Origin of the sequence: Streptomyces sp. JHA26 (genome assembly GCF_002005565.1) — a bacterium.
GTDB lineage: Bacteria > Actinomycetota > Actinomycetes > Streptomycetales > Streptomycetaceae > Streptomyces.
The window spans coordinates 65,514-87,994 of record NZ_BDJC01000007.1 but is presented as its reverse complement, the minus strand read 5'-3'; the positions used below and the strand labels follow the sequence as shown (position 1 = coordinate 87,994).

General features: G+C 70.1%; 21 protein-coding genes and 5 pseudogenes. 9 read left to right on the top strand and 17 right to left on the bottom strand.

Annotated elements, in window-relative coordinates:
• Positions 1-140 precede the first annotated feature (140 nt).
• The gene (locus tag JHAT_RS06520; protein ID WP_077797065.1) at positions 141-341 is read right to left on the bottom strand and encodes a type II toxin-antitoxin system VapB family antitoxin; all 201 of its coding nucleotides are present in this window, start codon (positions 339-341) and stop codon (positions 141-143) included.
• Between the two features lie 103 nt (positions 342-444).
• Here JHAT_RS06520 and JHAT_RS35190 point away from each other — a divergent pair.
• Positions 445-705: pseudogene (locus tag JHAT_RS35190) on the top strand (IS5/IS1182 family transposase); the annotation flags it as partial.
• Positions 706-1,259: 554 nt separating this feature from the next.
• Here the strand turns inward: JHAT_RS35190 and JHAT_RS06510 are convergent.
• From JHAT_RS06510 to JHAT_RS06480, 7 genes and pseudogenes are all read right to left on the bottom strand, one after another.
• Positions 1,260-3,572 (bottom strand): FdhF/YdeP family oxidoreductase, encoded by a 2,313-nt coding sequence (locus JHAT_RS06510; protein WP_077797064.1) that lies wholly within the window; start codon positions 3,570-3,572, stop codon positions 1,260-1,262.
• Positions 3,573-3,609: 37 nt separating this feature from the next.
• Positions 3,610-4,203, bottom strand: a complete 594-nt coding sequence (locus tag JHAT_RS06505; RefSeq protein ID WP_077797063.1) for an SRPBCC family protein — start codon at positions 4,201-4,203, stop codon at positions 3,610-3,612.
• 503 nt (positions 4,204-4,706) lie between these two features.
• Positions 4,707-4,880: pseudogene (locus tag JHAT_RS35185) on the bottom strand (hemerythrin domain-containing protein); the annotation flags it as partial.
• A gap of 111 nt (positions 4,881-4,991) precedes the next feature.
• Positions 4,992-7,730 (bottom strand): DEAD/DEAH box helicase, encoded by a 2,739-nt coding sequence (locus tag JHAT_RS06495; RefSeq protein ID WP_077797062.1) that lies wholly within the window; start codon positions 7,728-7,730, stop codon positions 4,992-4,994.
• Entirely contained in the window at positions 7,727-8,374 is a 648-nt protein-coding gene (locus JHAT_RS06490) for a hypothetical protein (protein ID WP_077797061.1), read from the bottom strand. Before JHAT_RS06490 ends, JHAT_RS06495 begins: the two co-directional genes overlap by 4 nt.
• Before the next feature lie 332 nt (positions 8,375-8,706).
• Positions 8,707-8,943 (bottom strand): annotated as a pseudogene (locus JHAT_RS06485) (hypothetical protein); the annotation flags it as partial.
• Between the two features lie 209 nt (positions 8,944-9,152).
• Positions 9,153-10,046, bottom strand: a complete 894-nt coding sequence (locus tag JHAT_RS06480) for a LysR family transcriptional regulator (RefSeq protein WP_077797059.1) — start codon at positions 10,044-10,046, stop codon at positions 9,153-9,155.
• Positions 10,047-10,148: 102 nt separating this feature from the next.
• Between JHAT_RS06480 and JHAT_RS06475 the strand changes: the two genes are divergently transcribed.
• Positions 10,149-11,237: an alcohol dehydrogenase catalytic domain-containing protein gene (locus JHAT_RS06475; RefSeq protein ID WP_077797058.1), complete on the top strand. Its 1,089-nt coding sequence runs from the start codon at positions 10,149-10,151 to the stop codon at positions 11,235-11,237.
• Positions 11,238-12,044: 807 nt separating this feature from the next.
• On the opposite strand, the gene JHAT_RS06465 is transcribed toward JHAT_RS06475, so the two are convergent.
• Positions 12,045-12,455 (bottom strand): helix-turn-helix domain-containing protein, encoded by a 411-nt coding sequence (locus JHAT_RS06465; RefSeq protein WP_077797057.1) that lies wholly within the window; start codon positions 12,453-12,455, stop codon positions 12,045-12,047.
• Between the two features lie 81 nt (positions 12,456-12,536).
• Here JHAT_RS06465 and JHAT_RS06460 point away from each other — a divergent pair, with 81 nt between their 5' ends.
• On the top strand, positions 12,537-13,913 hold the full coding sequence (locus JHAT_RS06460) for an MFS transporter (RefSeq protein WP_216353424.1): 1,377 nt from the start codon (positions 12,537-12,539) through the stop codon (positions 13,911-13,913).
• 163 nt (positions 13,914-14,076) lie between these two features.
• On the opposite strand, the gene JHAT_RS06455 is transcribed toward JHAT_RS06460, so the two are convergent.
• From JHAT_RS06455 to JHAT_RS35180, 3 genes and pseudogenes are all read right to left on the bottom strand, one after another.
• Positions 14,077-14,775, bottom strand: coding sequence for a transposase (locus JHAT_RS06455; RefSeq protein ID WP_171990772.1), 699 nt, complete (start codon positions 14,773-14,775; stop codon positions 14,077-14,079).
• Between the two features lie 34 nt (positions 14,776-14,809).
• Positions 14,810-14,965, bottom strand: a pseudogene (locus tag JHAT_RS35910) (hypothetical protein); the annotation flags it as partial.
• A gap of 411 nt (positions 14,966-15,376) precedes the next feature.
• Entirely contained in the window at positions 15,377-15,529 is a 153-nt protein-coding gene (locus JHAT_RS35180) for a DUF6192 family protein (protein ID WP_253195427.1), read from the bottom strand.
• Positions 15,530-15,585: 56 nt separating this feature from the next.
• On the opposite strand from JHAT_RS35180, the gene JHAT_RS34590 reads away from it, so the two are divergent.
• Positions 15,586-15,723, top strand: a complete 138-nt coding sequence (locus JHAT_RS34590; RefSeq protein ID WP_171990771.1) for a hypothetical protein — start codon at positions 15,586-15,588, stop codon at positions 15,721-15,723.
• Between the two features lie 24 nt (positions 15,724-15,747).
• Positions 15,748-16,446: a maleylpyruvate isomerase family mycothiol-dependent enzyme gene (locus JHAT_RS06440; protein WP_171990770.1), complete on the top strand. Its 699-nt coding sequence runs from the start codon at positions 15,748-15,750 to the stop codon at positions 16,444-16,446.
• Between the two features lie 45 nt (positions 16,447-16,491).
• Here the strand turns inward: JHAT_RS06440 and JHAT_RS06435 are convergent, their stop codons facing one another.
• From JHAT_RS06435 to JHAT_RS33730, 3 genes are all read right to left on the bottom strand, one after another.
• Positions 16,492-17,433 (bottom strand): NADP-dependent oxidoreductase, encoded by a 942-nt coding sequence (locus tag JHAT_RS06435; RefSeq protein ID WP_107481838.1) that lies wholly within the window; start codon positions 17,431-17,433, stop codon positions 16,492-16,494.
• 106 nt (positions 17,434-17,539) lie between these two features.
• Complete coding sequence (locus tag JHAT_RS06430; RefSeq protein ID WP_077797054.1) at positions 17,540-17,935, bottom strand: MerR family transcriptional regulator; 396 nt, start codon at positions 17,933-17,935, stop codon at positions 17,540-17,542.
• The gene (locus JHAT_RS33730) at positions 17,926-18,087 is read right to left on the bottom strand and encodes a hypothetical protein (RefSeq protein ID WP_216353423.1); all 162 of its coding nucleotides are present in this window, start codon (positions 18,085-18,087) and stop codon (positions 17,926-17,928) included. Before JHAT_RS33730 ends, JHAT_RS06430 begins: the two co-directional genes overlap by 10 nt.
• Between JHAT_RS33730 and JHAT_RS35905 the strand changes: the two genes are divergently transcribed.
• Positions 18,086-18,679, top strand: coding sequence for a transposase (locus JHAT_RS35905; protein WP_375603548.1), 594 nt, complete (start codon positions 18,086-18,088; stop codon positions 18,677-18,679). The genes JHAT_RS33730 and JHAT_RS35905 overlap by 2 nt on opposite strands.
• A 594-nt stretch (positions 18,680-19,273) precedes the next feature.
• Here JHAT_RS35905 and JHAT_RS34585 read toward each other — a convergent pair.
• Entirely contained in the window at positions 19,274-19,714 is a 441-nt protein-coding gene (locus JHAT_RS34585) for a hypothetical protein (RefSeq protein WP_171990769.1), read from the bottom strand.
• 94 nt (positions 19,715-19,808) lie between these two features.
• On the opposite strand from JHAT_RS34585, the gene JHAT_RS35720 reads away from it, so the two are divergent.
• The 3 genes and pseudogenes from JHAT_RS35720 to JHAT_RS35900 form a co-directional block, all read left to right on the top strand.
• Positions 19,809-19,934 (top strand): hypothetical protein, encoded by a 126-nt coding sequence (locus JHAT_RS35720; RefSeq protein WP_290439798.1) that lies wholly within the window; start codon positions 19,809-19,811, stop codon positions 19,932-19,934.
• Between the two features lie 137 nt (positions 19,935-20,071).
• A complete protein-coding gene (locus tag JHAT_RS34580; protein WP_171990767.1) occupies positions 20,072-20,239 on the top strand; it encodes a hypothetical protein in 168 nt (55 codons plus the stop codon).
• Positions 20,196-20,975 (top strand): annotated as a pseudogene (locus JHAT_RS35900) (IS5 family transposase); the annotation flags it as partial. The gene JHAT_RS34580 and the pseudogene JHAT_RS35900, both read left to right, overlap by 44 nt.
• Before the next feature lie 137 nt (positions 20,976-21,112).
• Here JHAT_RS35900 and JHAT_RS06410 read toward each other — a convergent pair.
• A complete protein-coding gene (locus JHAT_RS06410; protein ID WP_077797052.1) occupies positions 21,113-22,465 on the bottom strand; it encodes an endonuclease domain-containing protein in 1,353 nt (450 codons plus the stop codon).
• Positions 22,466-22,481: the final 16 nt, after the last annotated feature.

The window sequence follows — 22,481 nt, the reverse complement described above, 5'->3', positions numbered from 1 at the left end:
TCTCGGGTGTGGCTTCCAAGAGGTGACGCGTCATACCTGCATAGCTGAACGGCTGTCCCGTAACTGCCGTGCGTCGTCCGTGCCGGCGGAACCTTGGACGCGCCGGCTGGTGGTTTGAGCGACGGCACGCAGCAGGAGGCTCAGCCTTGCGGTTCCTGCGGCTTGACGTCGAGGTCGCGCAGATTCTGGTCCTTGAGCTCGGTGCGGGCCTCCGTGCGGTGGCCGCGGGCGATGTAGTCCCGCACGATCGCCTCGATCGCGTCCTGAGGTGAGTTGATCCCCGCCAGGACCATCACTTCCACCACGAGTTCGGCGTCGAGACTGATATTGACCTTGGCCACCGTGCCCCCTCATCATGTCGCAGCCGCACTCCAGCTGCTCATGGTTCCGTAGTATGCGCTCAAGATTCGATCTCAGTGAGGCCCCGAGCGGGATGATCCCGCTGTGGCAGGTGCGATCACGTCGTCAGAGCCGCCCTGGACAGCCCCTTCCACCGGGACGAGCCCGAATCGGTTCGACAAGCTGATCACCGAGCTACGGCGTGAAGGCGCGGACCCGGTCCGCAGGAGTCGGCCACGGAACCTGCCGCCGGAGGACAGGGTTCCCCTGGTCGCCGCGTACTGGCGCACGAACCTCGCCCTGCGGTGGCTCGCCCCGGTGTCCGGCACCTCGAAGTCGGCTGCCGACCGCGTCGTCGACGAGGTGGTCTGGTTCCGGGTGCCGGCCCGGACGTCGGGGCCGACCGGCACGCGCCGGGGACGGCAGACGGCGGTGCGCGCAGGCACTGGACGCCCGCGACCGGCCGGCGTTCCTGACGGCGCTCCGGCAGCTGGTCGGCGCCGAGAACCGCGCGGCGATGGTCAATGCCCGCATCGACTCCCTGCCGCGGAACAGCGGCCGTCGCGGTACCGCGCGCCGCCCCGTGGAGAACCCCGGCCTGTGCGCGCGTGGGACAGTGACACCGTGCGCTCAGCACGCTGCCGTACCGCGCGGATCCTGTTCCGGTCCGTACCGGTGTCCCGTGGCGTGACCTGCCCTCCGGTGATGCCCCTGCCTGTGCCTTGGTCTACTTCGTCGGTGGTCTGTTCTTCACCGCCACCGGCAGCCTGGTCATCGCCGCCTGGGCACACTGCTCGGCGCCGGATGCTTCTACGCGGGCGGCCTGCGCCGGCTGTACGAACGCTCCTGACTCCGGCCGCCGGCACGTCACCGTCTTGCGGTCGCGGACCCCGCCCGGGGTACGGCCGTCCCGGTCCCGGTCAGACGGGTGTCGGCCGGGACCGGTCGCCCGTGGGTTCCAGACGGACGACGATGCCCTTCGACGTGGGCTGGTTGCTCATGTCGGCGACGCTGTCGAGCGGTACCAGGACGTTCGTCTCCGGGTAGTAGGCGGCGGCCGAACCCTTGGCCGCCGGGTAGGGCACGACCTCGAAGTTCTCCGCCCGGCGCTCGGTGCCGTCCTCCCAGACGCTCACCAGGTCCACCCGGTCGCCCTGGGCGAGGCCGAGTTCGGACAGGTCGGCCGGGTTGACCAGGACGACGTGGCGGCTGCCGTGGATGCCTCGGTAGCGGTCGTTGTCGGTGTACGGGACGGTGTTCCACTGGTCGTGCGAGCGCAGGGTCTGCAGCAGCAGGTGCCCCTGGGGGGCCGAGGGGACCACTCGCTCGTTGCAGGTGAACCGGGCCTTGCCGGTCTCGGTCCTGAACACGCCCTCGTTGACCGGGTTGGGCAGCTGGAAGCCTCCCGGACGGGTCACCCGGGCGTTGAAGTCGTGGAAGCCCGGCACGATCCGGGAGATGCTGTCGCGGATGGTGTTGTAGTCGCCCTCGAACCTGGCCCAGGGGATGTCCGCCACGCCGTCGACGGTCAGCCGGGCGAGCCGGCACAGGATGGCGACCTCGCTCAGCAGCATGCGCGAGGCCGGCTCGAGCCGCCCTCGGGAGGTGTGCACCTGGCTCATGGAGTTCTCGACGGTGACGAACTGCTCGCCGTCGGCCTGGACGTCACGTTCGGTGCGCCCCAGCGTCGGCAGGATCAGGGCGGTGTCGCCGCAGACGGTGTGCGAGCGGTTGAGTTTGGTGGAGATGTGGGCGGTCAGCCGGCACGAACGCATCGCTTTCTCGGTGGCCTCGCTGTCGGGCGCCGCGCGCACGAAGTTCCCGGCCAGGGCGAGGAAGACCTTGATGCGGCCCTCCAGCATCGCCTTGATCGAGTTCACCGAGTCCAGGCCGTGCGGGCGCGGCGGGTCGAAGCCGAACTCCTTTTGCAGGGCGTCCAGGAAGGTGTCCGGCATCTGCTCCCAGATGCCCATGGTGCGGTCGCCCTGGACGTTGCTGTGGCCGCGCACCGGGCAGGCGCCCGTGCCCGCGCGCCCCAGGTTGCCGCGCAGCATCAGGAAGTTGACGATCTCCCGGACGGTGGGCACGCCGTGCTTGTGCTGGGTGATGCCCATCGCCCAGCACACGATGACGCGTTCGCTGGCGAGGACCTCGTCGCGGACCTTCTCGATCTCCTGGCGGGTCAGTCCGGTCGCCGCGTGCACGTCGTCCCAGTCGACGGTACGGGCGTGCCGGGCGAAGTCCTCGAAACCGGAGGTGTGGGCGTTGATGAAGTCGTGGTCCAGGACGGTGCCGGGGCGTGCGTCCTCCGCCTCCAGCAGCAGCCGGTTCAGTGCCTGGAACAGGGCGAGGTCCCCGCCCGGTTTGATGTGCAGGAAGCGGTCGGCGATCTGGGTGCCCCGCCCCACGACCCCGCGCGCCTTCTGCGGGTTCTTGAAACGCCGCAACCCCGCCTCCGGCAACGGGTTGACCGCCACGATGCGGCCGCCGTTGCGCTTGGCCTCCTCCAGGGCCGAGAGCTGCCGCGGGTGGTTGCTGCCCGGGTTCTGCCCCACCAGGAAGATCAGGTCCGCGTGGTGGAGGTCGTCGAGACTCACGGTGCCCTTGCCGACGCCGAGCGTCTCGTTCAGGGCGAAGCCGCTGGACTCGTGGCACATGTTGCTGCAGTCGGGCAGGTTGTTGGTGCCCAGGGCCCGGGCGAAGAGCTGGAAGACGAAAGCGGCTTCGTTGCTGGCCCGGCCGGAGGTGTAGAAGACCGCCTCGTCGGGTGAATCCAGCCCTTTGAGTTCCTGTGCGAGGACGCCCAGGGCGTCGTTCCAGCCGATGGGCTCGTAGTGGTCCGATCCGGGCCGTTTGATCATCGGCTCGGTGAGCCGGCCCTGCTGGTTGAGCCACATGTCGGAACGGGCGGCCAGATCGGACACGCTGTGCTCACGGAAGAAGTCGGCGGTGATCCGGCGCGTCGTGGCCTCGTCGTTGATGTGCTTGGCGCCGTTCTCGCAGTACTCGTTGCGATGACGCCGACCCGGGGCGGGGTCGGCCCACGCACAGCCGGGGCAGTCGATCCCGCCCACCTGGTTCATGGTGAGCAGGTCGACCCCGGTCTTGCGCGGGGAGGTCTGCTCCAGGGAGTACTCCAGCGCGTGCACGACGGCGGGGACCCCGGCCGCCCACTTCTTCGGCGGTGTCACGGAGAGGGAGGTCTCCGGCTCCTGACCGGACGGGTTCTGCATCGCTTGGCCTTTCTCTTGCCGTGTGCGGGTGGGCGGGTCAGCCGACGGGCCACTGGGCGACACGGCTCCTGGGCGGTTCCGGGGTGTCGTGCTGGACGCGGCCGTTGCGGACGGTGCCGCGCCAGGCGCCGCCCTCCTGGCCGAGCCCTTCGATGAAGTGCTTGAAACCGACCAGTTCGGCGCGCACCAGCCGGGCGGCCAGGCCCGTGACCCCGGAGGAGCGGGTGAGGACCTTCGCGGCCCCGTGCGGCCGCAGGAGCATCCGGACCGTGATCGCGGTGCCGCCGGACCCCGTGGGCCTGAACTCGACCTCGCCCTCGTGGGTGGGGTGCTGCTCCAGACCACGCCAGGCCAGGTAGGCGTCGGGGTCCTGCTCCACGATCTCGACCGGGAAACGGTGGCGCAGCAGGCCGTAGCCGATGGTCCACGCGGTGACGGTGGGCCTGACCTGCTCGACGTCGCGCACCACGGCCGAGAAGCGCGGGAACGTCTTGAACTGCGTCCACTGGTTGTAGGCCGTGCGGACCGGCACCGCGACCTCGACCGTCTCCTCGACGTGCCACTCACGCAGCGGACGGCGGCGTGTGACGCCGTCGCCGTCGGTGCGCCCGTCGTCCTCTTCGTGCGCCATCATGGTCCTTCTTCCGGTGAGAAAGCCGGGCGTCCGGGCACCCGTCCTTCCCTGATGGGTCAGGGCACCACTTCCGGTTCCCCGATCCCGGGTTTCAAGTCACCCGACCGCGAGAAGAGCGCCGGACCCGAGGCACCGAGAGAAACGCAGCTCACGGGCTTTTTCCGTTGCCCGGCGGACACCTCCAGCTTCACCCTGGGCACGGCCACCCGCCACTCACCGCGCCCCGCCGGACGGGCAGGTGGCAGGCGACCGCGCCCCGGAGCGCCGTCCCGGGAGAGCACGAGGAACCCGGCGCACCTGCATCCGGCGTGGACGAGGTCGCCGTAGCGCGCGGTGATCCGGCCGTGCTCCCACGACGGAACCCGTCCCGTCAGTGCGTACCGGTGTCACGACTGCGCTCCCGCACGAGGCCGCTGATCACGCACAGGGAGAAAGCCCGGACCCGGGTCTGCGCGGTGGTCGCCGGGGACACCGGTCCCCGAGGCCTTGTCGCGACGTGGTCAGGACTCGACGACATGGCGCACGGTGTCGACTGAGCCGCAGCCGGCCTTCGGCTGACGCCCACGCTCCTCCAGGAACGCCGCTCCCCGTTTCTCGCGCCGCTCCACGGTCACGTTCTCGCGCGCACCGTTGCGGACGGTGCGTTCCTCCTCGTCGGCGTGACGGGTGACGGCCCCGCCCCGGCCGTGGCGACTGGAACGACGTCCTGCCGCGCGCCTGCCACGGCCAAGGCGAACAGGACCACGACGGGGCCCGGCGCAAGAAGGTGATCACCGTGGCCTGTCTCACCGGAGCCGGGTCGTGTGAGACGGCTCCCAGAGGCTGTCCGGGGCAGCCCGCGGGACTGTCACCGGCCTTGCCCACTCCATGCCCAGCTCCGCGAGCGCGGCCAGCTGGTCGGCCGCCAGCCGCCCCCTTCTCGATTTGGTGTTCGACACCCATACGCCCAGCTTCACGACCACCGGCTCGGTCGCGCCAGCGACCGTGATCTGTTCGGCGTGAGCCCGCGGGACGGGCCGTTGGGCGCCTTCCCGTTCGACCCACTGGGCGAGGGCCGCCAGGCCGCGCTGGAACGCCTGCTGTGCCTTGGTGCCCTTCGCCGTACGAGCGGCTGCCGGAGCGGGAGGCGGGGCCTGGGCGGGCTGCACGCCTAGCTTCGACAGCCGCTCCTGCTGCTCGCTCGACAGCTGCGCCCAGGTGCCCGGCTTCCTCTGCCGCTGGAGCCACCGTCCGATGTCGTCGCCGTCCATGAGCACGCCGGGTGCGATGTCGGGCAGGACACCGCCGGGTTCGTCCTCGGCGAGGTGGGCGAGGTGGCGGTAGTGGCGTTGCCAGTCCAGGGGCCACGGGCAGTTCCAGTCGGGGTCGATGGCAGCCAGCTGCTGCGCGCGCTTCTCCGCCCGTTCCGGGTCCTTCCCGAGACCGTTCTCGCGGCGGAGGTTGGCCACGTGCTGCCCGATGGGCACCAGGTCCTCGGCCTCGCTCTCGCCCCACACCGCGTCCTGACGCGGCGCGAGGTGCCCCATGACCCGCCGGTAGGACCGCAGTGCGGCCAGCTTCCTTTCCCACGTCTCCTCACCGGGCTCCCAGACCATGCCGGCCTCCGGCAAGTCGAGCAGGGTCTTGCGCCGTTCCTCCAGCTCCCCCGTCCGCAGCGCCTTGCGCTGCTGGTGCACCCACCGCCCCAGCGGAAACGCCTTGGTCGCCCCGGCTTCGACCTCGACGTCGTAGGGCACGGAGTAGAGGCCGGTGATCTCGTTCTCCTTCCGCCACCGCAGCAGGGCCTGGTAGCCCTCCAGCCAGACCAGGGATTCGGGCCGGTAGACCCGGGTGCGCAGGAACGCCGCGATCGTCGCCGCGTCCCGAGGAGAGGAGAAGTGCAGCAGGGCCGTCTCGGCAGCGGCCCGGGTGTCCTCGTCCCCCCGGGCCGCGCCGTCGCCCTCCCCGCCGGTCCCGACGATCCGTCCCCCTTCGTCGCGCCTGACGTGGACCTTGCGCCTGCCACTGGTGAGCGCGCGGGAGGCGAGCTGCTCGACGAGTCGTTCATCATGACTGCGCAGGCCCTGGAGGACCGCTACGAGGGGGCGGAACGAGGCGCTGGCGACCATGTCGCCGGGATCCTCGCCGGGTTCCAGGAACACGGGCACGATGATCCGCGCGACCTTCGTGGTGCCATCGCGGTTGAGGCGCAGCGCGCGACCGATGTTCTGCACGATCTCGACCTGGGAGCCGCGGGTGTCGGCGAAGCAGACGGCTTCCACGCCGCGCTCGCCGGTGATGTCGACGCCTTCCCCGAGCACGCGGCAGCTGGCGAGGAACGCCCGGTGCACGCGTCGGCCCTCGGCGTCGATGCCGTTCGCGAACTGCCGCAGGACCTCGCGCCGCTCGGACACCAGATGGTCGCCGCACAGCCACGCCGACCACACCCGGTCCGGGGATACGTGGCGGCCGGCTTCCAGCTCGTAGAACTCCGCATCGATCGACGACTCGGGCAGCTCCTCCGCCTTCGCCAGATCGGCGTCGGAGGCGTCGTTCACGTACAGCTCGGCAGCGGTCCCGGGCAGCTTCTCCGCGAACGCCGCCGCCTCCTCGACCTTCTGATGGAACGTCATGACCGTACGGAGGTTGTACGCGGCGGCGTGCTCCAGAAGCGCCGTCTGCAGCAGCGCCAGGCGCCGGCCGCGCCGCGCCTCCTGCGACTCCCCGGCCACGGGGGAGGGGTCGTGGATCTCCAGGACGTCGATCTCGAACCCGGCGAGGATCCCGCGCTCGATCGCCTCGCTCAGCCCGAGCTCTGCGAGCCACGCGCCGTAGGTGCCCTCCGGGTCGTCGGCCATGGTCGCGATCTCCGCCTCCTGGCCGTCCGCCCCCTTCTGCGGGCGGGCCGCGGCGAGGATGCGCGGGGTCGCGGTCAGGTAGAGCCGGAAGTCCGCCGGGATGCGGGCGTTGTCGTGGATCGCCGCCCACGGCCGACCAAGATCACCAGCGGTTCCGTGGGCCTCGTCCACGATGGCGAGGTCGAAGCCCGCCATGCGCTGGCCGTAGAGCCGGTCCCCGCCCGCCAGAGCGGCCTCCAACGGCCCGCGGACCTTCCGCCGGCCCTCGGATGCGTCGATGTCCTCGCGGTCCACCAAGGAGGCGTACGTGGCGAACACGACGACCGGCCCGGACCCGGCCCACAGGGCGAGCTGGATCGGGTTGGTGGTGGTGCGCACCCCCAGCGAGTTGAGCACGGGGTCGTTCTCCAACGAGCACACCGCCACCATCGGCGCCCGGTGACCCACCAGCCGCCATGCCTGTGCGGTCTGCACCAGCAGGTCCAGGGTGGGGACGGTGACCAGGATCCGGCCGTCGGGGAAGCAGTCTCGGGCTGCCCAGGCGGCGGTGATGGTCTTGCCCGACCCAGTCGCCGAGACGAGGGTGGCGCGGACGCCTCGGACGGGAACGGGGGCGCGCTCGGGGCGGCCGGCCCAGGCGCGGATCGCGGCGACCGCGGTGACCTGGTGTTCACGGAGGTGGATCATCCGAGCCGCTCCTTGGTACGCGAGGCCGGTGAGGCTTTCGTGGTGGCGGGGGCCTTGCGGCGCCGGTGCCCACGTTGGGCTTGGGCGCGGGCGCATGCGCGGGTGCGGTACTCGATGCCGCCGGCGCGGACGGTGGCGTTCTCGGCGAGGTGGTCGTGGAGCCGGAGGAAGGCGGCGGCGTAGACGGCGGGCCGACGCTCGCTGAGGGAGCCGATGCCGATACGGAAGACGTGCAGGGCGGCGTTGAGGGTCCGTTCAAGATGCTGGAGCCTCAGTGAGACCAGGACATCGCTGAGCTCCTGCCGGCCGCGGGGCCACGCGCTGTCCAGATGAGGGTTGTCCGCGCGCAGGGCGGCGAGGTGCTCTTCGGCGACATCGGTGGCCACCAGCTGCTCGAGCCCGCCTTCCTGACAGCAGGTCGGCCAGGTACGAATCGCCTTCTGCGCCCGGCGGACGTGGAGGCGGACGACGTCGCGGTGCACCTCACCGCCGGCCCGGCCGGGGCGCTCGACGGCAAGGGCGTCGTGCAGCAGCCTCATGTCCTCCTCGTCCCACGTGGCTGCCTCGAAGAGGCTGACTGCGAGCCGGCCCCATGCGGCGCTCCGGTCGGCGACGGTGTCCATGTCGTCCAGACCGAGGCCCATCAGCTCGCGCAGGTGGAAGTCCTCGGGCAGCGGCCCGGAAGGCGCGCGGTCGGGCCGCTGGACGTCCCAGACGATCCAGTCCCCCTTCCACCCGTGCGCCGGCCAGCGGCGTCAGCTCCGGTGCGGGCAGCAAGGCTCCTGGCCGGAGCATGGGATGAAACCGTGGGCCTACGCATGCCGCTACGCGGGGCATCATAGCCGCCGGAGGATAGCACGAAAAGCGCCCCTTTCGTGCCAGTGAACCCTTTTCATCCTGGATAGTCGCAGGTCAGTAGTACGTGGATGGCTTGGACGGTGCGGCCGATGCCGATGCCGATGCCGATGCCGATGCCGATGCCGTGGGCCCGGGCCGCGGTCAGGTCGTGGGTGCGGCCCGGTGTCGCGCGGGAGAACCACAGCGGGGTGCCGTCGGGGCGGGCGAGCTCGCGCTGGCGGGTGTTGCGAGTCCGGCGGTGCTCGTACAACAGCCACGAGACATGCTCGACGAGCTCGTGCGGGACGTCGAGCGTGGCAGGACACGGAACCAACAGGGCCGCTCCGGTCGCCGGTGTGCTGAGCGGAATCACCACGCCGACGACGAGGGGCCCTGCCTCGTCACCGCACCCGCCGACCAGCCCGTTTCACCCGCCAGCACAGGATGAAAGAGGCCCACTGGGGTTACTTGCTCGGGCAGCAGCGGGGTGATCCTGCTGAAGGAACCCAACCCATGCCGAGTTGCACGTGATGGTGTGTCACCTTGGCGGCCGTGGCGCCGACTCCGACGGCCCTGGGACACGTATCAGGCAGTCGAGGTGATTGCTCGGGTGAGGGCCGTGATCGCCGGGGTCGGGCGGCCGGGGAGTCGCGCCACGAGAACCCGGCGGATCTCGGGCGGTGCGCCTTCGACGTGCAGCAGGCTCACCCCTGGTGGCAGCACCGGCGAGAGCCGGGAGGGCACCGTTGTCACCCCGAAACCACCGGCGACCAACTGGAGTTTCGTCAGCCAGTCACGTGCGCGGTGGACGATGTCGGGCCGTCCGGGCAGGCCGGGCCAGACGCCGAGCAGCGGCTCGGACTTCGACGCCGGGGTGGCGATCCACGGAGCGTCGACCAGTTCGTCGACGTGCACCGCGGTGCGGCCGGCGAACCGCCCGGTCGAAGGCACCGCCACGACCAGTTCGGTGTCCGCAACGGTCTCGACGTGCAGGCGTGGCGACTCGCCGTCCAAGGGCCGGTGGGGCGGGCGGGACGTCAGCACGGCGACGTCGATCGAACCCGCGCGCAGCGCCCGGATCAGCGTGGGTGTGGTGCCCTCGGTGGTCGTGACCGTGATCTGCGGGTCGGTTGCCGCAAGACGGGCGAGCGAGGGAGGCAGGATGGCCGCGCCTGCGCTCAGGAACAGTCCGAGCCGCACCGGTTCGGTCCGCGAGGGGGTGCCGGTGAGGTCGCGCTCGGCCGCCGTCAGGCAGTCCAGGATCGTGCGGGCGTGGCGCAGCAGGGTCAGACCCGCGGGGGTCAGCCGCACTCCGTCGGGGCGGCGTTCGAACAGGGCGGTGCCCGCGCTTCGTTCGAGGGAGGCGGCCTGGCGTGAGACCGCCGACTGGGTGTAGCCGAGCCGGGCGGCTGCTGCGGTGAAGCTGCCGGACTCGGCGATCTGCCGCAGGACCCGCAGGCCTGTGCTGGAGATGTCCATGCGGCATACGCATACCACGGATGCTTGATCGTCGCTTCCCGCATGCCTGCCGGGTTCCTAATGTCGATCGCGACGAACACGGACGAACACGGAGGTCATCACGTGCGAGCAGCAGTTCTGAGGCAGTTCGGTGCCCCCCTCACGGTGCGGGAGGTGCCTGACCCCGAGGCCGGCGGCGGCGAGGCGGTGGTCGAGGTGCTCGCCACCTGTGTGGCCCCGTACGCGGCCGAGGTCTTCAGCGGCGAGCGGAACTACCCCCTGGTCCCTCCCGTCGTGCCCGGGATCGGCGGCGTGGGACGGGTCGTCCACGTGGGTCCGGACGCCACTCGGCTGCACCCCGGTGACCTGGTGTGGTGCGACTGCACGGTGCGCTCGCGGGACGACGCCCTGACGCCCGACATCACGCTCCAGGGCTGGAGCTCGCGCGGCGAGGGCGGCGCGCGGCTCGCCCGGTACCTGCACGACGGTTCGTTCGCAGAGCTCATGCGGGTCCCGACGGAAAACGTCTTCCCGCTGCCTGCAGCGGCGGGGGAGGACCCGGCCCGCTGGGCCGCGCTCGGCGTGCACGTCATCCCTTACGGCGGGCTGCTGGCCGGCGGGCTCGCAGCCGGTGAGACGCTGCTCGTCAGCGGGGCCACCGGCAACCTCGGCAGCAGTGCGGTCGCGGTCGCGCTCGCCATGGGGGCGGGCCGCGTGGTCGCCCCAGGCCGCAACAGGGCCGCGCTCGACCTCCTCGCCGACCGGTTCGGCCCGCGTGTGCGCCCGGTCCCGCTCACCGGGGACGACGCCGGCGACCGCGCGACGATGTCCGCGGCGGCCGACGGCCCGATCGACATGGTGATCGACCTGCTACCGCCGAGCGCACCCAGCTCGGCGACACGCACGGCAGTCATGACCGTGCGCGAGTACGGCCGCGTCGTGCTCATGGGCGGCGTCGGCATGCTCGGTGGCGACGACCTCGCACTCCCGTACCCATGGATCATGCGCAACTCGATCACCGTGCGCGGCCAGTGGATGTACCCGCGTACAGCGAACGTCGGCATCATCCGGCTCCTCGCCTCGGGCACCCTGGACCTCGCCCCCGAACGGGTCCGGTCGTTCGGCCTCGATGCCGTCAACGACGCCGTCGCGTACGCCGCCGCGCACGGTGGCCCCTTCGACCGCACCGCCCTCACCCCACCGGCTCGCTGACAAGACCGACTGACCTCCCTACGTCGGCGCCACGGCCCACCGCTTCACGAGCGAGCCGAGTGTCAGGACTGCGGTGCAGAATCGGAGCGCTGAGGCGTCCAAACTCTGGTCCACGGTTCCTTGCGCGGGGACACGGAGTCTCGTGCTGTGACCGGGACGGTTTGCCGGGGTCGACGCCCGCGTCAACCCCGGGCCATCCGTCTTCACCGGGAGTGCGATCACATAAGTTGTGGCTCCTCGAAGAGGCACGAGAAGGAGTGACAGTGGGCGAAAGCTCTCAGGTGGCAGCGCTCGCAAAGGTTCTGCCGACGACGCAGGCGCGAGGCGGCCGAGGCGGGCGGCGACCCGGTGACCCGGTTGCCGGGCAGCGGTCCCAAGCATGACTACTACTCGACGGCCGGGGACGAGCTGGTCTCCCCGACGCCCCAGAGCATCCGGATGCAGCTCGCTTCACTGCCGGGCGCGCCGGACAGCTACGGGATCCCGCCGTCCGGCGATCAGGACAAGACCGAGTGGGTCCGGGCCGACAAGGACATCATCAAGGCCGCCGCACACAACTCTGGACTGCCGCCGTCGATGGTGGCGGGCATCGCCTGGAAGGAGATCGCCGGTCAGCCCGGCCCACTCGACGACATCAGAAGCTGTGTCAGAACCGGAGATCTGTGGCGTTCAGTAACAGATGCCTGTCAGCCACCCGACCTGGCTGGCGGGCTTCGCCTGCTGCACGGCAGGGGCGCCGCCGAGGAGGCACGATTGCTCCCTCTGGCTGCAGGCGCATTCAGGACGGCTCACCGGTTTGCTGTCCGATTACGGGTGAGGCTGACCTGCCCGCATCGCCGCCGTGGCAGTGGTGTCGTAGACAGCTCTGGCCTGGGCTATGGCACCGCGATGCCGCTCCGCCCATTCCACGAGGCCGGTGAGGTAGGAGTGCAGCTCTCGCGCCATGGAAGTGAGGCTGTACTCGACTTTCGGCGGCACGGTGGGATGAACGGTTCTCGTCAACAGACCGTCGCGTTCGAGTCTGCGCAGGTTCAGAGTGAGCATCCGTCGGCTGATGCCTTCGATGGAGCGTTCCAACTCGGTGAACCTGACGGGACCATGTGCGGCGGCGACCAGGATGCTGATGCTCCACTTGCCCGCCACGTGATCAATTACCTCGACGAGCGGACACGCCTGCGCGGTGACCTCCTGGGACACATGCGTGTTACTGCGTGACATAAAAGTGCCTCCTTCCCCGGCGCCTCATGGTTACAGAAGATGACGGCTGTAACAAACAGTTCCCCAAAGGGAGGTACGACCATGCCCTTGTCCAAGGCACGGGCGAGTGCATCACCGTGGCTGACTGTCGTTCTGCTCTGCGTCGGCCAGATGATGATCGTCCTTGACCAGAACATCGTGAATGTGGCGTTGCCCGCTGTGCAGCGTGGCCTCGGAATCTCCTCCGAAAACCTCGTCTGGGTGGTCAACGCCTATGTCATCCCATTCGGTGGGCTCCTGTTGCTGGCCGGACGGCTCGGTGACCTGATCGGACGGAAAGCCGTTTTCCTCACCGGAATCGTGCTGTTCAGCGCATCCTCGGTGCTGTGCGGTGTCGCGGACAGCGAGACCGTGCTGATCACATCCCGCTTCCTCCAGGGGATCGGTGGGGCGGTCGCCTCAGCCTGCATCCTCGGCATGGTCGCAACCGTGTTCTCCGATCGTCGCAAGCAGGCCCAGGCCATCGCTGCTTACAGCTTCGCCTCCGCGGGCGGCGGCGCGGTCGGGCCGCTGCTCGGCGGCATCCTCACCGAGCTGCTCAGCTGGCACTGGATCTTCTTCATCAACGCACCGATCGGTGCCGTCCTCGTTCTGGTCGGCGCTCGAGCGATCCCCGGGCAACGCGGCGAGGGGATGGGCAAGGGCACCGACTTCCTGGGAGCCTTGCTGGTCATGGCTGGCATGATGCTCTTGGTGTACACCATCGTGGGCGCTGAGCGCGTCGGCTGGGCGGCGCCCCAGACGCTGCTGCTCGGTCCTCTGGCCCTCTTGCTGCTGATGGGGTTTGTCGTTCGCCAGGCCACGGCCGCCAAGCCGCTGCTGCCGCTGAGGTTGTTCCGCTCGCGGAGCCTGACCGCGGCCAACATCGTCCAGTTCCTGATGATTGCCGGCATGTTCGGCCTGTTGTTCTTCGGCACGCTCTACCTGCAGCGGGTGCTGAAGTACGGCTCGCTGCAGGCTGGTATGGGGTTCGTGCCCATCGCCGTGGTGATCGCGGTGGTGTCCCTTGGTCTTTCAACCCGGCTTATCACCAGGTTCGGCCAGCGCGCGATGCTCCTGCTCGGGCTCGCCCTCATCGTCGGGGCTTTCGTCATGCTGTCGTTCGCCCGCGTCAATGGCGTCTACCTGGTGGACTTTCTTCCAGCCGGTCTTGTCATGGGGCTGGGCTTCGGCCTGGCCGCGCCCGCCATCATGGGACTCGGCATGTCTTCCGTTACGCCCGCCGAGTCCGGCATAGCCTCCGGGCTGTTCAACACCACTCAGCAGATCGGGGGCGCCATGGGCCTGACCGTGCTGAGCGCTTGGTCAGCGCGCGTACGAACAGTCTCACCGCCGCAGGACAGACGGAGGCGGAATCGCTGGTTGGCGGCTACCACGTGGCCTTCCTGGCTGCCGCCGGATTCGCGCTGGCCGCCTTGATCATTGGCACCGTCCTGCTCAGGACCACGCGGTCCGTGGGCGTAGAGCAACAAAGCATGGCGTCTTCTGAACAGAACGCCACGGCCTCCTGACCCGCAGCGGTCGACCCGGGCACGGGAGCTGTCCAGCGTCTGCTGTTGCCGGGTTCCTCGGACTCCAGAAATCAGCGCAAGGCGGTGGGGGACATTCGGATCGTCTGCGGCTGCTGCATCCGGATGTGTATGGGCTTGGGCTTGCTGGCTGCTTTCACTGGCTCGACGGGATGTGGTGACGTGCGCGGTGGCCGGGGAGGGCGGGTGAGGCGGCGGACCAGGGGGGTGATGAAGGTCCAGGTGATGTGGGCCTCGCTGTGGGAGATGAGCCGCTCGTAGTCCCGCACGTTTCTGCGGGCTCTCATGATCCACGAAATCGCCCGCTCGACACGCCATCTCTTCGCCAGGACGGCGAAGCCGTCCTGGTCTTTGCGGCGGGGGACCGTCCTGAGGGTGATCCCGAGGAGGGTGTGGGACCAGTTGACGAGGGTCCCGCCGTAGGCGGAGTCCGCCCAGGCGACGGCGAGTTCGGGATGGGTCAGGCGCAGGCGGAACAGCTGGTCCCGAGCGGGAATACTGTCGTGTGGCAAGGCGGGAGTGACCATGACGGACAGGGCCATGCCACGCATGTCGACGGCGAGGTGCCGCTTCCGGCCGTTGATGAGCTTCCCGCCGTCGAAGCCTCGGGTGTCCTGGCCCACGGTCTCGGCACCCTTGACGGACTGGGAGTCCAGGATCACCGCGACGGTGCGGGGATCGAGCCCCTCGTGGAGACGGACCATCTGGTGCAGCTCGGCATGGATGCGGGCCAGCACTCCGCTTGCACCCATTGTCGTTGACGTAGCGGATGGCATCGACGACGTTGCGGCGCGGATGTTTCTCCGGGCGCCCGCCCGTGGGCAACTCGCAGGCGGGGACGGACAGCAGCGGTTCGAGGACGGCCCATTCGGCGTCCGTGGTGTCGCTGGGACAGCGCCGTTCACGCACGGCCGGCGGCCGGGTCTCGTTGAACGTGGTCATCAGCGTTCCATGCGGGTGAGGACCTCCAGAGTGGCCTTGACGCCGCCGAGCTGGTCCAGGACCAGGCGGATCCATTCGTCTCAGGGGCCTTCTTGGCGTGCGGAGCGATGATTCCGGTGACGAAGTTGGTGACCCGGTGCAGTTCCGCTTGAAAGATCGCCCGCTCGTAGGAGATCCAGACCTCGCTCTCCTCGGACATCTGAAAGCCGTCCCGTCTGCTATAGGTCACCGGCGGCAGTCCTTCCTTGACCGCGACCTTCCGCAGGAACCTCAGGCCCGCCCAGACCTGCGACGGTGTGCGCTTGGTCGCCCGGCACAACTGGGGAAGCGTCAGCCCCGCCGGCCGTGCCTCCTGCAGAGCTTTGCGTACCACCTGGCCGTGGACGTGGGCGGGCAGACCCGCCCCCACGGCTACTGGCCCCGCAGCAGCTGGGCGAGCTGTTCGTCGAGATCGACCTGCCCGGTCGCGGCCGCGGTTTCAATCCAGTCGGCCGTCGCGCGGATCTTCTCCAGATGGTTTTCCGACACCTTCGTCTGGGTGTCGGTGAACTCGTGCCCACGCAGCTTCGGAACCAGCCGCGCGGCCCCGGCGCAGAACTCCCCGTGGACGGCGGCTGCGGATGACGACGACGAACCTGGCAGGGTACCCCCCGCCGTACGACACCTACCGTGAGGCGATCGGGCGGGAGACCCGCCGGTTCGCCGACGCGGTGCGGGACGCCGACCCGGCCGGTGCCGTGCCGTCCTGCCCCGGCTGAACCCTGGCCGATCTCACCCGGCACGTGGGAGCGCTGCAGCGCTGGTTCCGCGTCCTGCTGTCCCGGCGGGTGCAGGAGGTTCCCCGCGACCGGGACGTCGAGCTGGGGCTTCCCGAGGACGTACAGGACTACGCCGACTGGCTGACGGCGGGCGTGCCCGCGGTGGCAGCTGCGCTGCGGGACACCGATCCCGGCGCGGCGATGTGGATCCGGGGCGCCGACCCGCACGCGCGGTCCTGGGTCCGGAGGATGCTGTTCGAGACGCTGGTGCACCGGGTGGACGTGGAGTGTGCCGTCGGCCGCGACGCCGATGTCGCCCCGGAACTGGCCGCGGACGGCGTCGACGAGTTCCTGGTCAACCTCCCCTACGCGGAGCTCTTCGCGCCGAGGGTGACCGAACTGCGCGGCGACGGCGAGGTCCTCGTGTTCGGGTGCACGGACGCCGGTGGCGCGGCCGGCGAGGAGTGGCGGGTGCGGCTGGAGCCGGACGGCTTCCGGCCGGTGGCGGGCGCCGGGAGCGGCCCCGGGCGGCGGACTCCGCGGCCGTCCGGGCTCCGGCCTCGCACCTCCTGCTGCTCCACGGCCGCCGGTCCACAGGGAGCCGTTCTTCGAGGTGTCGGGGGACACCGGACTCCTGAACCGCTGGTTGGCACACACGGCGTTCTGACCCGGGCACCATGCCCTGCTTTTGACGGCCGGTGCTCATCCGGCCTTCGCCGGTGATGGCTCCCCGGCGGTGAGGCGGACGACGAGCGACGGCCGGCAGTGTCAGCGGCCGGGCACTTCTCGTCCCACCTTGATGACAACCTTGCCCGAGGCGTGACCGTTCTCGACGATGGCGAGGGCGGCCGGGGCGTCGGCGAGCGGATGGACCGCGGTGATGACGGGTGCGAGGAGTCCGTCGAGAGCCAGCCGGGCCGACCGCTCCAGGTTCTCGCGGTCGACGCGACGCTCGACGAAACGCCCACCCAGATCGGACACGGACATATCGCCCACGGCGATGACGTTACGGGGATCCCGGGCCAGCGGAGCGACCGTCCGCAGCGAGGTGCCTCCGGCCAGGTCGACGATCCCGTCGAAGCCGTCCGGAACCAGCTCGCGTGCCGCGGCTGCGACGTCCTCGGCGGTGTAGTCGACGAACTGCACCCCGATGGCCTCGGCGTGCTCGCGTTTGGCGGTACTCCCGGTGCCGATCACACGCAGTCCGCGCCCGGCAGCCAGCCGGGCGACGGCTAGGCCGACCCCGCCTCCGACTCCGTTGACCAGGACCGTGGCACCGGCAGGGAGGCCGAGCTGGTCGAGCACGTCCACTGCGGTCGTCCCGGCCACTGGCAGCGTTGCCGCCACGATCGCGGACAGGCCCTCCGGGATGCGCGCGGTGTTCGGCGCGGACAGCACCGTCGTCTCGGCGTAGGTGCCGCCACCGGTGAGTGCGAAGCCGAAGACCGCGTCACCCACCTCCAGCCCGCTGACACCCTCACCCCGGGCGAGAACGGTTCCGGCTGCCTCCATACCCAGCGCACGGGGAAACGGACGCCCGCCGTCGAGCCCGTCGACCAGACCCGAGCGCAGAAGGTGGTCGAGGGGATTCACACCGGCGACGTCGACCCGGATCAGCACCTCGCCGCGACCGGGAACGGGATCGGGACGATCGAAGAACTCCTGCACCTCGGGCCCGCCATACCTACCGAAACCCCATGCCTGTCCCATCTTCCGCCGCCTTTCGTACAACCGACCCGGTGATTCCGGGCGTTGTCGCCATCCTCACCTCTGACATTGATGTGAGGGGCAACCGGTTGAGACGCAGGTCACAGCATCAGGTCGACCGTGCCACCGGTTCCGGGCCCGTGGACAGTTCCGCCCGGTGTCGGCTGTTGGCCCTGATCAGCACGTCGATTGCATCCCGGGTCTGGATCAGGTGTGCGATGTCGGCATCGATCCGGTCGCGCTCGCGCATCATCGCCGTGAACGTCTCCTCGGCGACGCCCAGGTCGTCCGGGACGTCCACACACGGCAGCAAAGTCGCGATCACCCTGCTGGACATACCGGCGTCGAACAGTTGGCGGATGAGCGACACGCGCTGGACCGCGCCATCGGAATAGTGACGCTGCCCCGCGTCGGAGCGTGAGCTGGCCAGCAGGCCCTGCTCTTCGTAGTACCGCAACGAGCGCGGACTCACGCCCGTGCGCTTGGACAACTCACCTATCCGCATCCCTGAAAGCCTACGCCCGCGTGCTCCAGGTCCAGGACGTCCGCCGCCGGCGGATCCCAGCACGGATCGCCGTCGGCTGACGTTCCGCCTGCCTGACGGCAGGCGGCGAGGTACTCCGCCGGGACGCGGGCGAGCTGCTGGGTGACGGTCATGGCGGCAGTGTCCCGACAGGCCGTCAGACGCCGCCCGTGGGCCTTCTGCAATCGTGTCACCTGCAGGGCACGGGCCTCGAGCCGTCGCGCGCCGGCAACTGCGTGCACCGCCGCCGGGCTCGCGGCCCAGCCGTGCGGCCATGCGGAGGGTCACGGTGCACCGTCGCCGGTGCGGCGGCGGATCGCCCAGAGACTGTGCGAGGCGATCCGCCCTGAAGTGCGGGTGGTCGACGGTGCGTCGTTTCCCAAGTGCGGCACTGCGCCGGTGGGGGTCGCCCGGCAGTGCTGCGGGGCACTGGGCAAGCGGGCGAACTGCCAGGCCGCGGTCAGCGTGCACGCAGCCACCGGCACCGTCTCGTGCCCGCTGGAGTGGGAGTTGTTCCTCCCCCAGGAGTGGGCGGACGATGACCGCCGACGGCAGCGGACCGGAGTGCCCGAGAAGGTCAGCCATGTGTCCAGGACACACTTGGCGTTTAGGCCGTTTCCTTCGGATCGTCCGATCGTCGGTCTGGGTGTGTCGTTGACCGACGCCCAGTGGGCGAGGATCGAGCCGTTGTTGCCGGACCGGACTCCGAAGCGGGGTGGGCGGTGACGGGATCACCGGCAGGTGATCGACGCGATCGCGTTCAAGTACCGCACCGGGACCCCGTGGATGGACGTGGTGCCGGATCGCTGTCGGTCATCCAGCGGTCTGCGTCCCGCCTGCGGTCCACTGGAAGGCCCGGTGCACATGCTGGAGATGACCGACGTCTGCGTCTCTGCCTGGCGATTGTCCGCGTGGACGTATGGCGCCGAGGTCTCCCGCCGGCCTACGACCCCGTCGCCGCACCCCCGCCACCCGCCCGTCCCACGAGCACGAGAAGCGCCGGCCTGCGCGCCGTGCCGACACCGGACGATGCTGCATGATCGGTAAGCCACGCCCGATGTCGTAGCCGAGCGTTGGAGGGGCAGGCGGCGGCCACCGGCACGCCGTCGGGCGGTCCGTCGGCAGGGCCGCTCTGCGGTCCGCGCATCGGGTGGCCGCTGTGGCCATGGCGTCTTTGACCATCCCGGCGAGGGGCACGCCGTCTGCGCGCAATCGGTATGCGAAATGTGCGCTTCAATACCGGGCGGGAACCGCCGCCGCCGTCCCTGACGCAGGTGCTGCCGGGGTCAGGCGAGAGTGTCGCTGAGGAGCGCGTGACCGTTACGCGGCTTCGCCGCTACCTCGCTCATGCGGGGGCCGATAGGTCTTGCCGTCAGGCAGCTCGTCTCCCCCTGTGGCCTGCCTGTACTTCTCCTTGGCCTCCTCGCTGGCGCGACGATCGCCAATGTCTACCAGCGCCCCCTTCACCTGATGCTTCACACGAGTCTGGCGCCGCTGGGCCTCGGACTGAGTCTCGGCCTCGGGCTTGGCCTCAGGCTTGGCCTCGGGAGCGGGGTCGGAGACCGGCGGGATGTAGATGGGCGACTCGCTGGCCTCGAGGCCCTCTTCGGCGTAGTAGTCCCTGGCGAACTGGAGGGCCACACTGCCGGCAAGGACGACCGCGAAGATGATCTCGTCCCTGTTCTTCTTGACCCAGTTCTTCGATTTCTGGAAGACGGAGGCGGGCTCGCCGTCCTCGGAGGGGGCCTGGTTGTCGGTCACCTGCACAGATTTACCGGACTTCCCCCTCAACTGTCAGGCATATGGCCCGACATCATGCAGAACCCCCCGCCTCTTCGGGCACTTCCTGATCGCGGTGGCCTTCGTAGGCTTCCTGGTGCCGCCGTACGGCGTCGCCCCGGCGGTCCTGTCCGGCGGGCTGGTGTTCGTTCCGGAGGCCCTGACCGTGACGCTGGTACGCCTCGCCCTGGCCACCGCCTGATCCGAGCAGAAGGGATGCGCCTCCCCCTCGACCGGCCGGCGTTGTCAATACCACGCCCTAGGATGCCGGGCACGGCCCGTTCCTGGACACGACTGCATGAACACCTCGGGGCTCCGCCAGGCCCCCTGGACTTCGACATGATCGCGAAGGCGGCCGACCGGCTGGCGGAGTCCGACGACCTGGACTGGAAGGAGCAGCTTCCCCAGCCTCCGCGCGAGGGCCGCTGGAACGAACTGGCCAAGGACGTCGCCGCGAGGGGGGTTGGGGGGCGGGCTGCGTACCCGTTATCCAACGGTTCTGTCTGATCCGGAGTGGGAGATCGTCAGACCGCTGGTTCTGCCGGTCGAGCCTGGTGGGCGACCGGCCGGGCACGCTCGGCGGGAGATCCTCAACGCGTGGGTGTACCGGCTGCGGGCCGGCTGTGCCTGGAGGCTCCTGCCGCATGACCTGCCGCCCTGGCAGACGGTCTGCCACTACCGGCGGCGTCGGCAGGAGGGCGGCGTGTGGGAGGAGATACCGGCGACCCTGTGTGAGCGCGAGCGGATGGAATGCGGCCGTGACCCGACTCCCGGCGCTGCCGTCGTGGACAGCCGGGGTGACCGCGCCACGGAGCGTGGAGGGCCGCATGGCTGCGACGGCGGCAAGAAGGTCAGCGGTATCAGACGCCGTCCCCTGGCCGGCACCCGTGGCACCGTCCTGCCCACCTGCGTCGGTCCGGCCGGCGTCGGCGACCGTGACGGTGCCGCGGTCCTCTTCTCCCGGGCCGGGGAGAACTTTCCACACCTGCGGCATGTGCGGGCGGACCAGGGCTGTCGCGGCATCGACTTCCCTGCTCGGACCCAGGAGGCCACGGGCATCACCGTGCAGATCGTGCGGCGTCGTGACGGCGGCTTCCGCTCGACGGGGGTCAAGGCGGGAACACGACCACCTGCGGCACCGCTCTTCACCGTGGTCCCGCGACGCCGGGTGGTGGAGAGGACGTTCGCCCGGCCGGGACGGTGTCGCCGACTGCCGAAGGACTACGAGTACCTACGGACCAACTCGGAGAACGTCATCCATCCCACCACGACCGTGCCTCTCCTCCGCCGCCCCGCGAGACCAGCCTGCTGGCAGGCCTTTTCAGACGCCCTCCAGCAGCTGCGGGGTGACGGTGAGGTGTCAGGTCTCCCGGTGCCCGCTCAAAACAGTTCCAGGTCCTCGCCGCTGGTGTCCGCGATGACTGGCCGGGGCTGGGCAGGGAGGCCGTCCAGGCGGTCGGGGCCGGCCGCGGCGGCCACGGCGGGGGCCGTCTCGGCCAGCCAGACACGAAACCGCTCGGCGGCTTCGCGGTAGGGGACTTGTGCCAGGACGCGGTGCTCGCCGGAGGGGCAGAAGTCGACGGCGACCGTGAGCAGGCAGGAACGGGGCGCGTTCTGGCTGCCGGTCCAGGACACGCGCAGGACACCGCAGGGCTTGCGCCCGCGGGAGCTACTGGGGTCGCGGTGGGCCGGGCGCAGTGGTCGGCAGGCTATGTGGGCGGTCCATGCGGCGAGGTGCGGCAGGGGCAGGGTGGTGCGTGCGCGGCAGCCCGTGCAGCGGTGCCAGTGGCGGAGCCAGTCGTCGGTGTCGGTGTGGAAGAGGCGGGTGTAGCGGTTCGCCACGCGGATGTCGTTGCTGTACAGGTGGTCGGGGCGTTCCTGTGTGTTGCAGGACTGGCAGACGGGGGCGCGGACGTAGCCGTGTTCGTGGCAGTGGTCGAGGACGGTGGCGGGCGCGGTGCGGCAGACGGCGCACGCCCATCCGGCCACCCTGCGGGAGGTACCGGGCTTCCTGCTGAGCACCGAGTACAGCTGGCCCTCCAGCTCTTTGCCGTACGGGCGCAGTGCGGTGGCGGGGCCTTCGGGGCCCGTCTTGTGCCGACCGTCGGCGTCTCGGGCCTGCCGGGGACGGGAGGGCGGCTCGGTGACGGCTGCGCTTGCCGGGTGGGCCCGCCCGGCTTGCACCCACTGCGTTTCGGCGTGCTCGGCCGCGTCGAGCAGCCTGACCACAGCGCGCGGCAGCCACCACGTCCGCTGCGCCCCGTCGCGGGTGTGCTCCACGAGCATCTTCCGCCAGTCGATCCCCGCCAGATGGTACGGCCGGCCGACTTCACCTCGCGCTGCCCGTTCGAAGCCGTCCAGCTCCTGCAGTCCTCCAGCGATGCGCTGGCGCCAACGCAGCGGCGCTGCCTCGTCGCACTCCTGCCTCGGCGCCCTACGAAACGGACCGATGCGGACCAGGTCCTGCCGATCCATCCCCACCGCGCTCAGTTCCGCGGCCGCCCGGCGCACCTCAACCTCCGCAACACTCCATCGACCGCCGCTCGCCCTCACCGTCGCCACCACATGACCACCGAGCAGGACGTACCCCGACTGGGCACGGGCAGGAAAGCAGGTGAACGCCCCAGAAGCCGTCGGCACAGCACTCCCGGCCGTCAGATCGACCCACAGAGCATCCGCGGCACCCAGGGTGATCAGACCATCTGTGCGACCGGGCATGACACGCTCTGACATACCGACAGGTTAACGG

Coding starts and splice junctions, on each gene's coding strand:
- JHAT_RS06410 (WP_077797052.1), bottom strand. CDS start 22,465: ATGTCAGAGCGTGTCATGCCCGGTCGCACAGATGGTCTGATCACCCTG.
- JHAT_RS06455 (WP_171990772.1), bottom strand. CDS start 14,775: ATGGGTGCAAGCGGAGTGCTGGCCCGCATCCATGCCGAGCTGCACCAG.
- JHAT_RS06465 (WP_077797057.1), bottom strand. CDS start 12,455: ATGTCACGCAGTAACACGCATGTGTCCCAGGAGGTCACCGCGCAGGCG.
- JHAT_RS06495 (WP_077797062.1), bottom strand. CDS start 7,730: ATGATCCACCTCCGTGAACACCAGGTCACCGCGGTCGCCGCGATCCGC.
- JHAT_RS06480 (WP_077797059.1), bottom strand. CDS start 10,046: ATGGACATCTCCAGCACAGGCCTGCGGGTCCTGCGGCAGATCGCCGAG.
- JHAT_RS33730 (WP_216353423.1), bottom strand. CDS start 18,087: ATGACCGTCACCCAGCAGCTCGCCCGCGTCCCGGCGGAGTACCTCGCC.
- JHAT_RS06510 (WP_077797064.1), bottom strand. CDS start 3,572: ATGCAGAACCCGTCCGGTCAGGAGCCGGAGACCTCCCTCTCCGTGACA.
- JHAT_RS34580 (WP_171990767.1), top strand. CDS start 20,072: ATGATCGCGAAGGCGGCCGACCGGCTGGCGGAGTCCGACGACCTGGAC.
- JHAT_RS06435 (WP_107481838.1), bottom strand. CDS start 17,433: ATGGGACAGGCATGGGGTTTCGGTAGGTATGGCGGGCCCGAGGTGCAG.
- JHAT_RS34590 (WP_171990771.1), top strand. CDS start 15,586: ATGACGACGACGAACCTGGCAGGGTACCCCCCGCCGTACGACACCTAC.
- JHAT_RS06505 (WP_077797063.1), bottom strand. CDS start 4,203: ATGGCGCACGAAGAGGACGACGGGCGCACCGACGGCGACGGCGTCACA.
- JHAT_RS06460 (WP_216353424.1), top strand. CDS start 12,537: ATGCCCTTGTCCAAGGCACGGGCGAGTGCATCACCGTGGCTGACTGTC.
- JHAT_RS35905 (WP_375603548.1), top strand. CDS start 18,086: ATGGCGGCAGTGTCCCGACAGGCCGTCAGACGCCGCCCGTGGGCCTTC.
- JHAT_RS06490 (WP_077797061.1), bottom strand. CDS start 8,374: ATGGGCCTCGGTCTGGACGACATGGACACCGTCGCCGACCGGAGCGCC.
- JHAT_RS06430 (WP_077797054.1), bottom strand. CDS start 17,935: ATGCGGATAGGTGAGTTGTCCAAGCGCACGGGCGTGAGTCCGCGCTCG.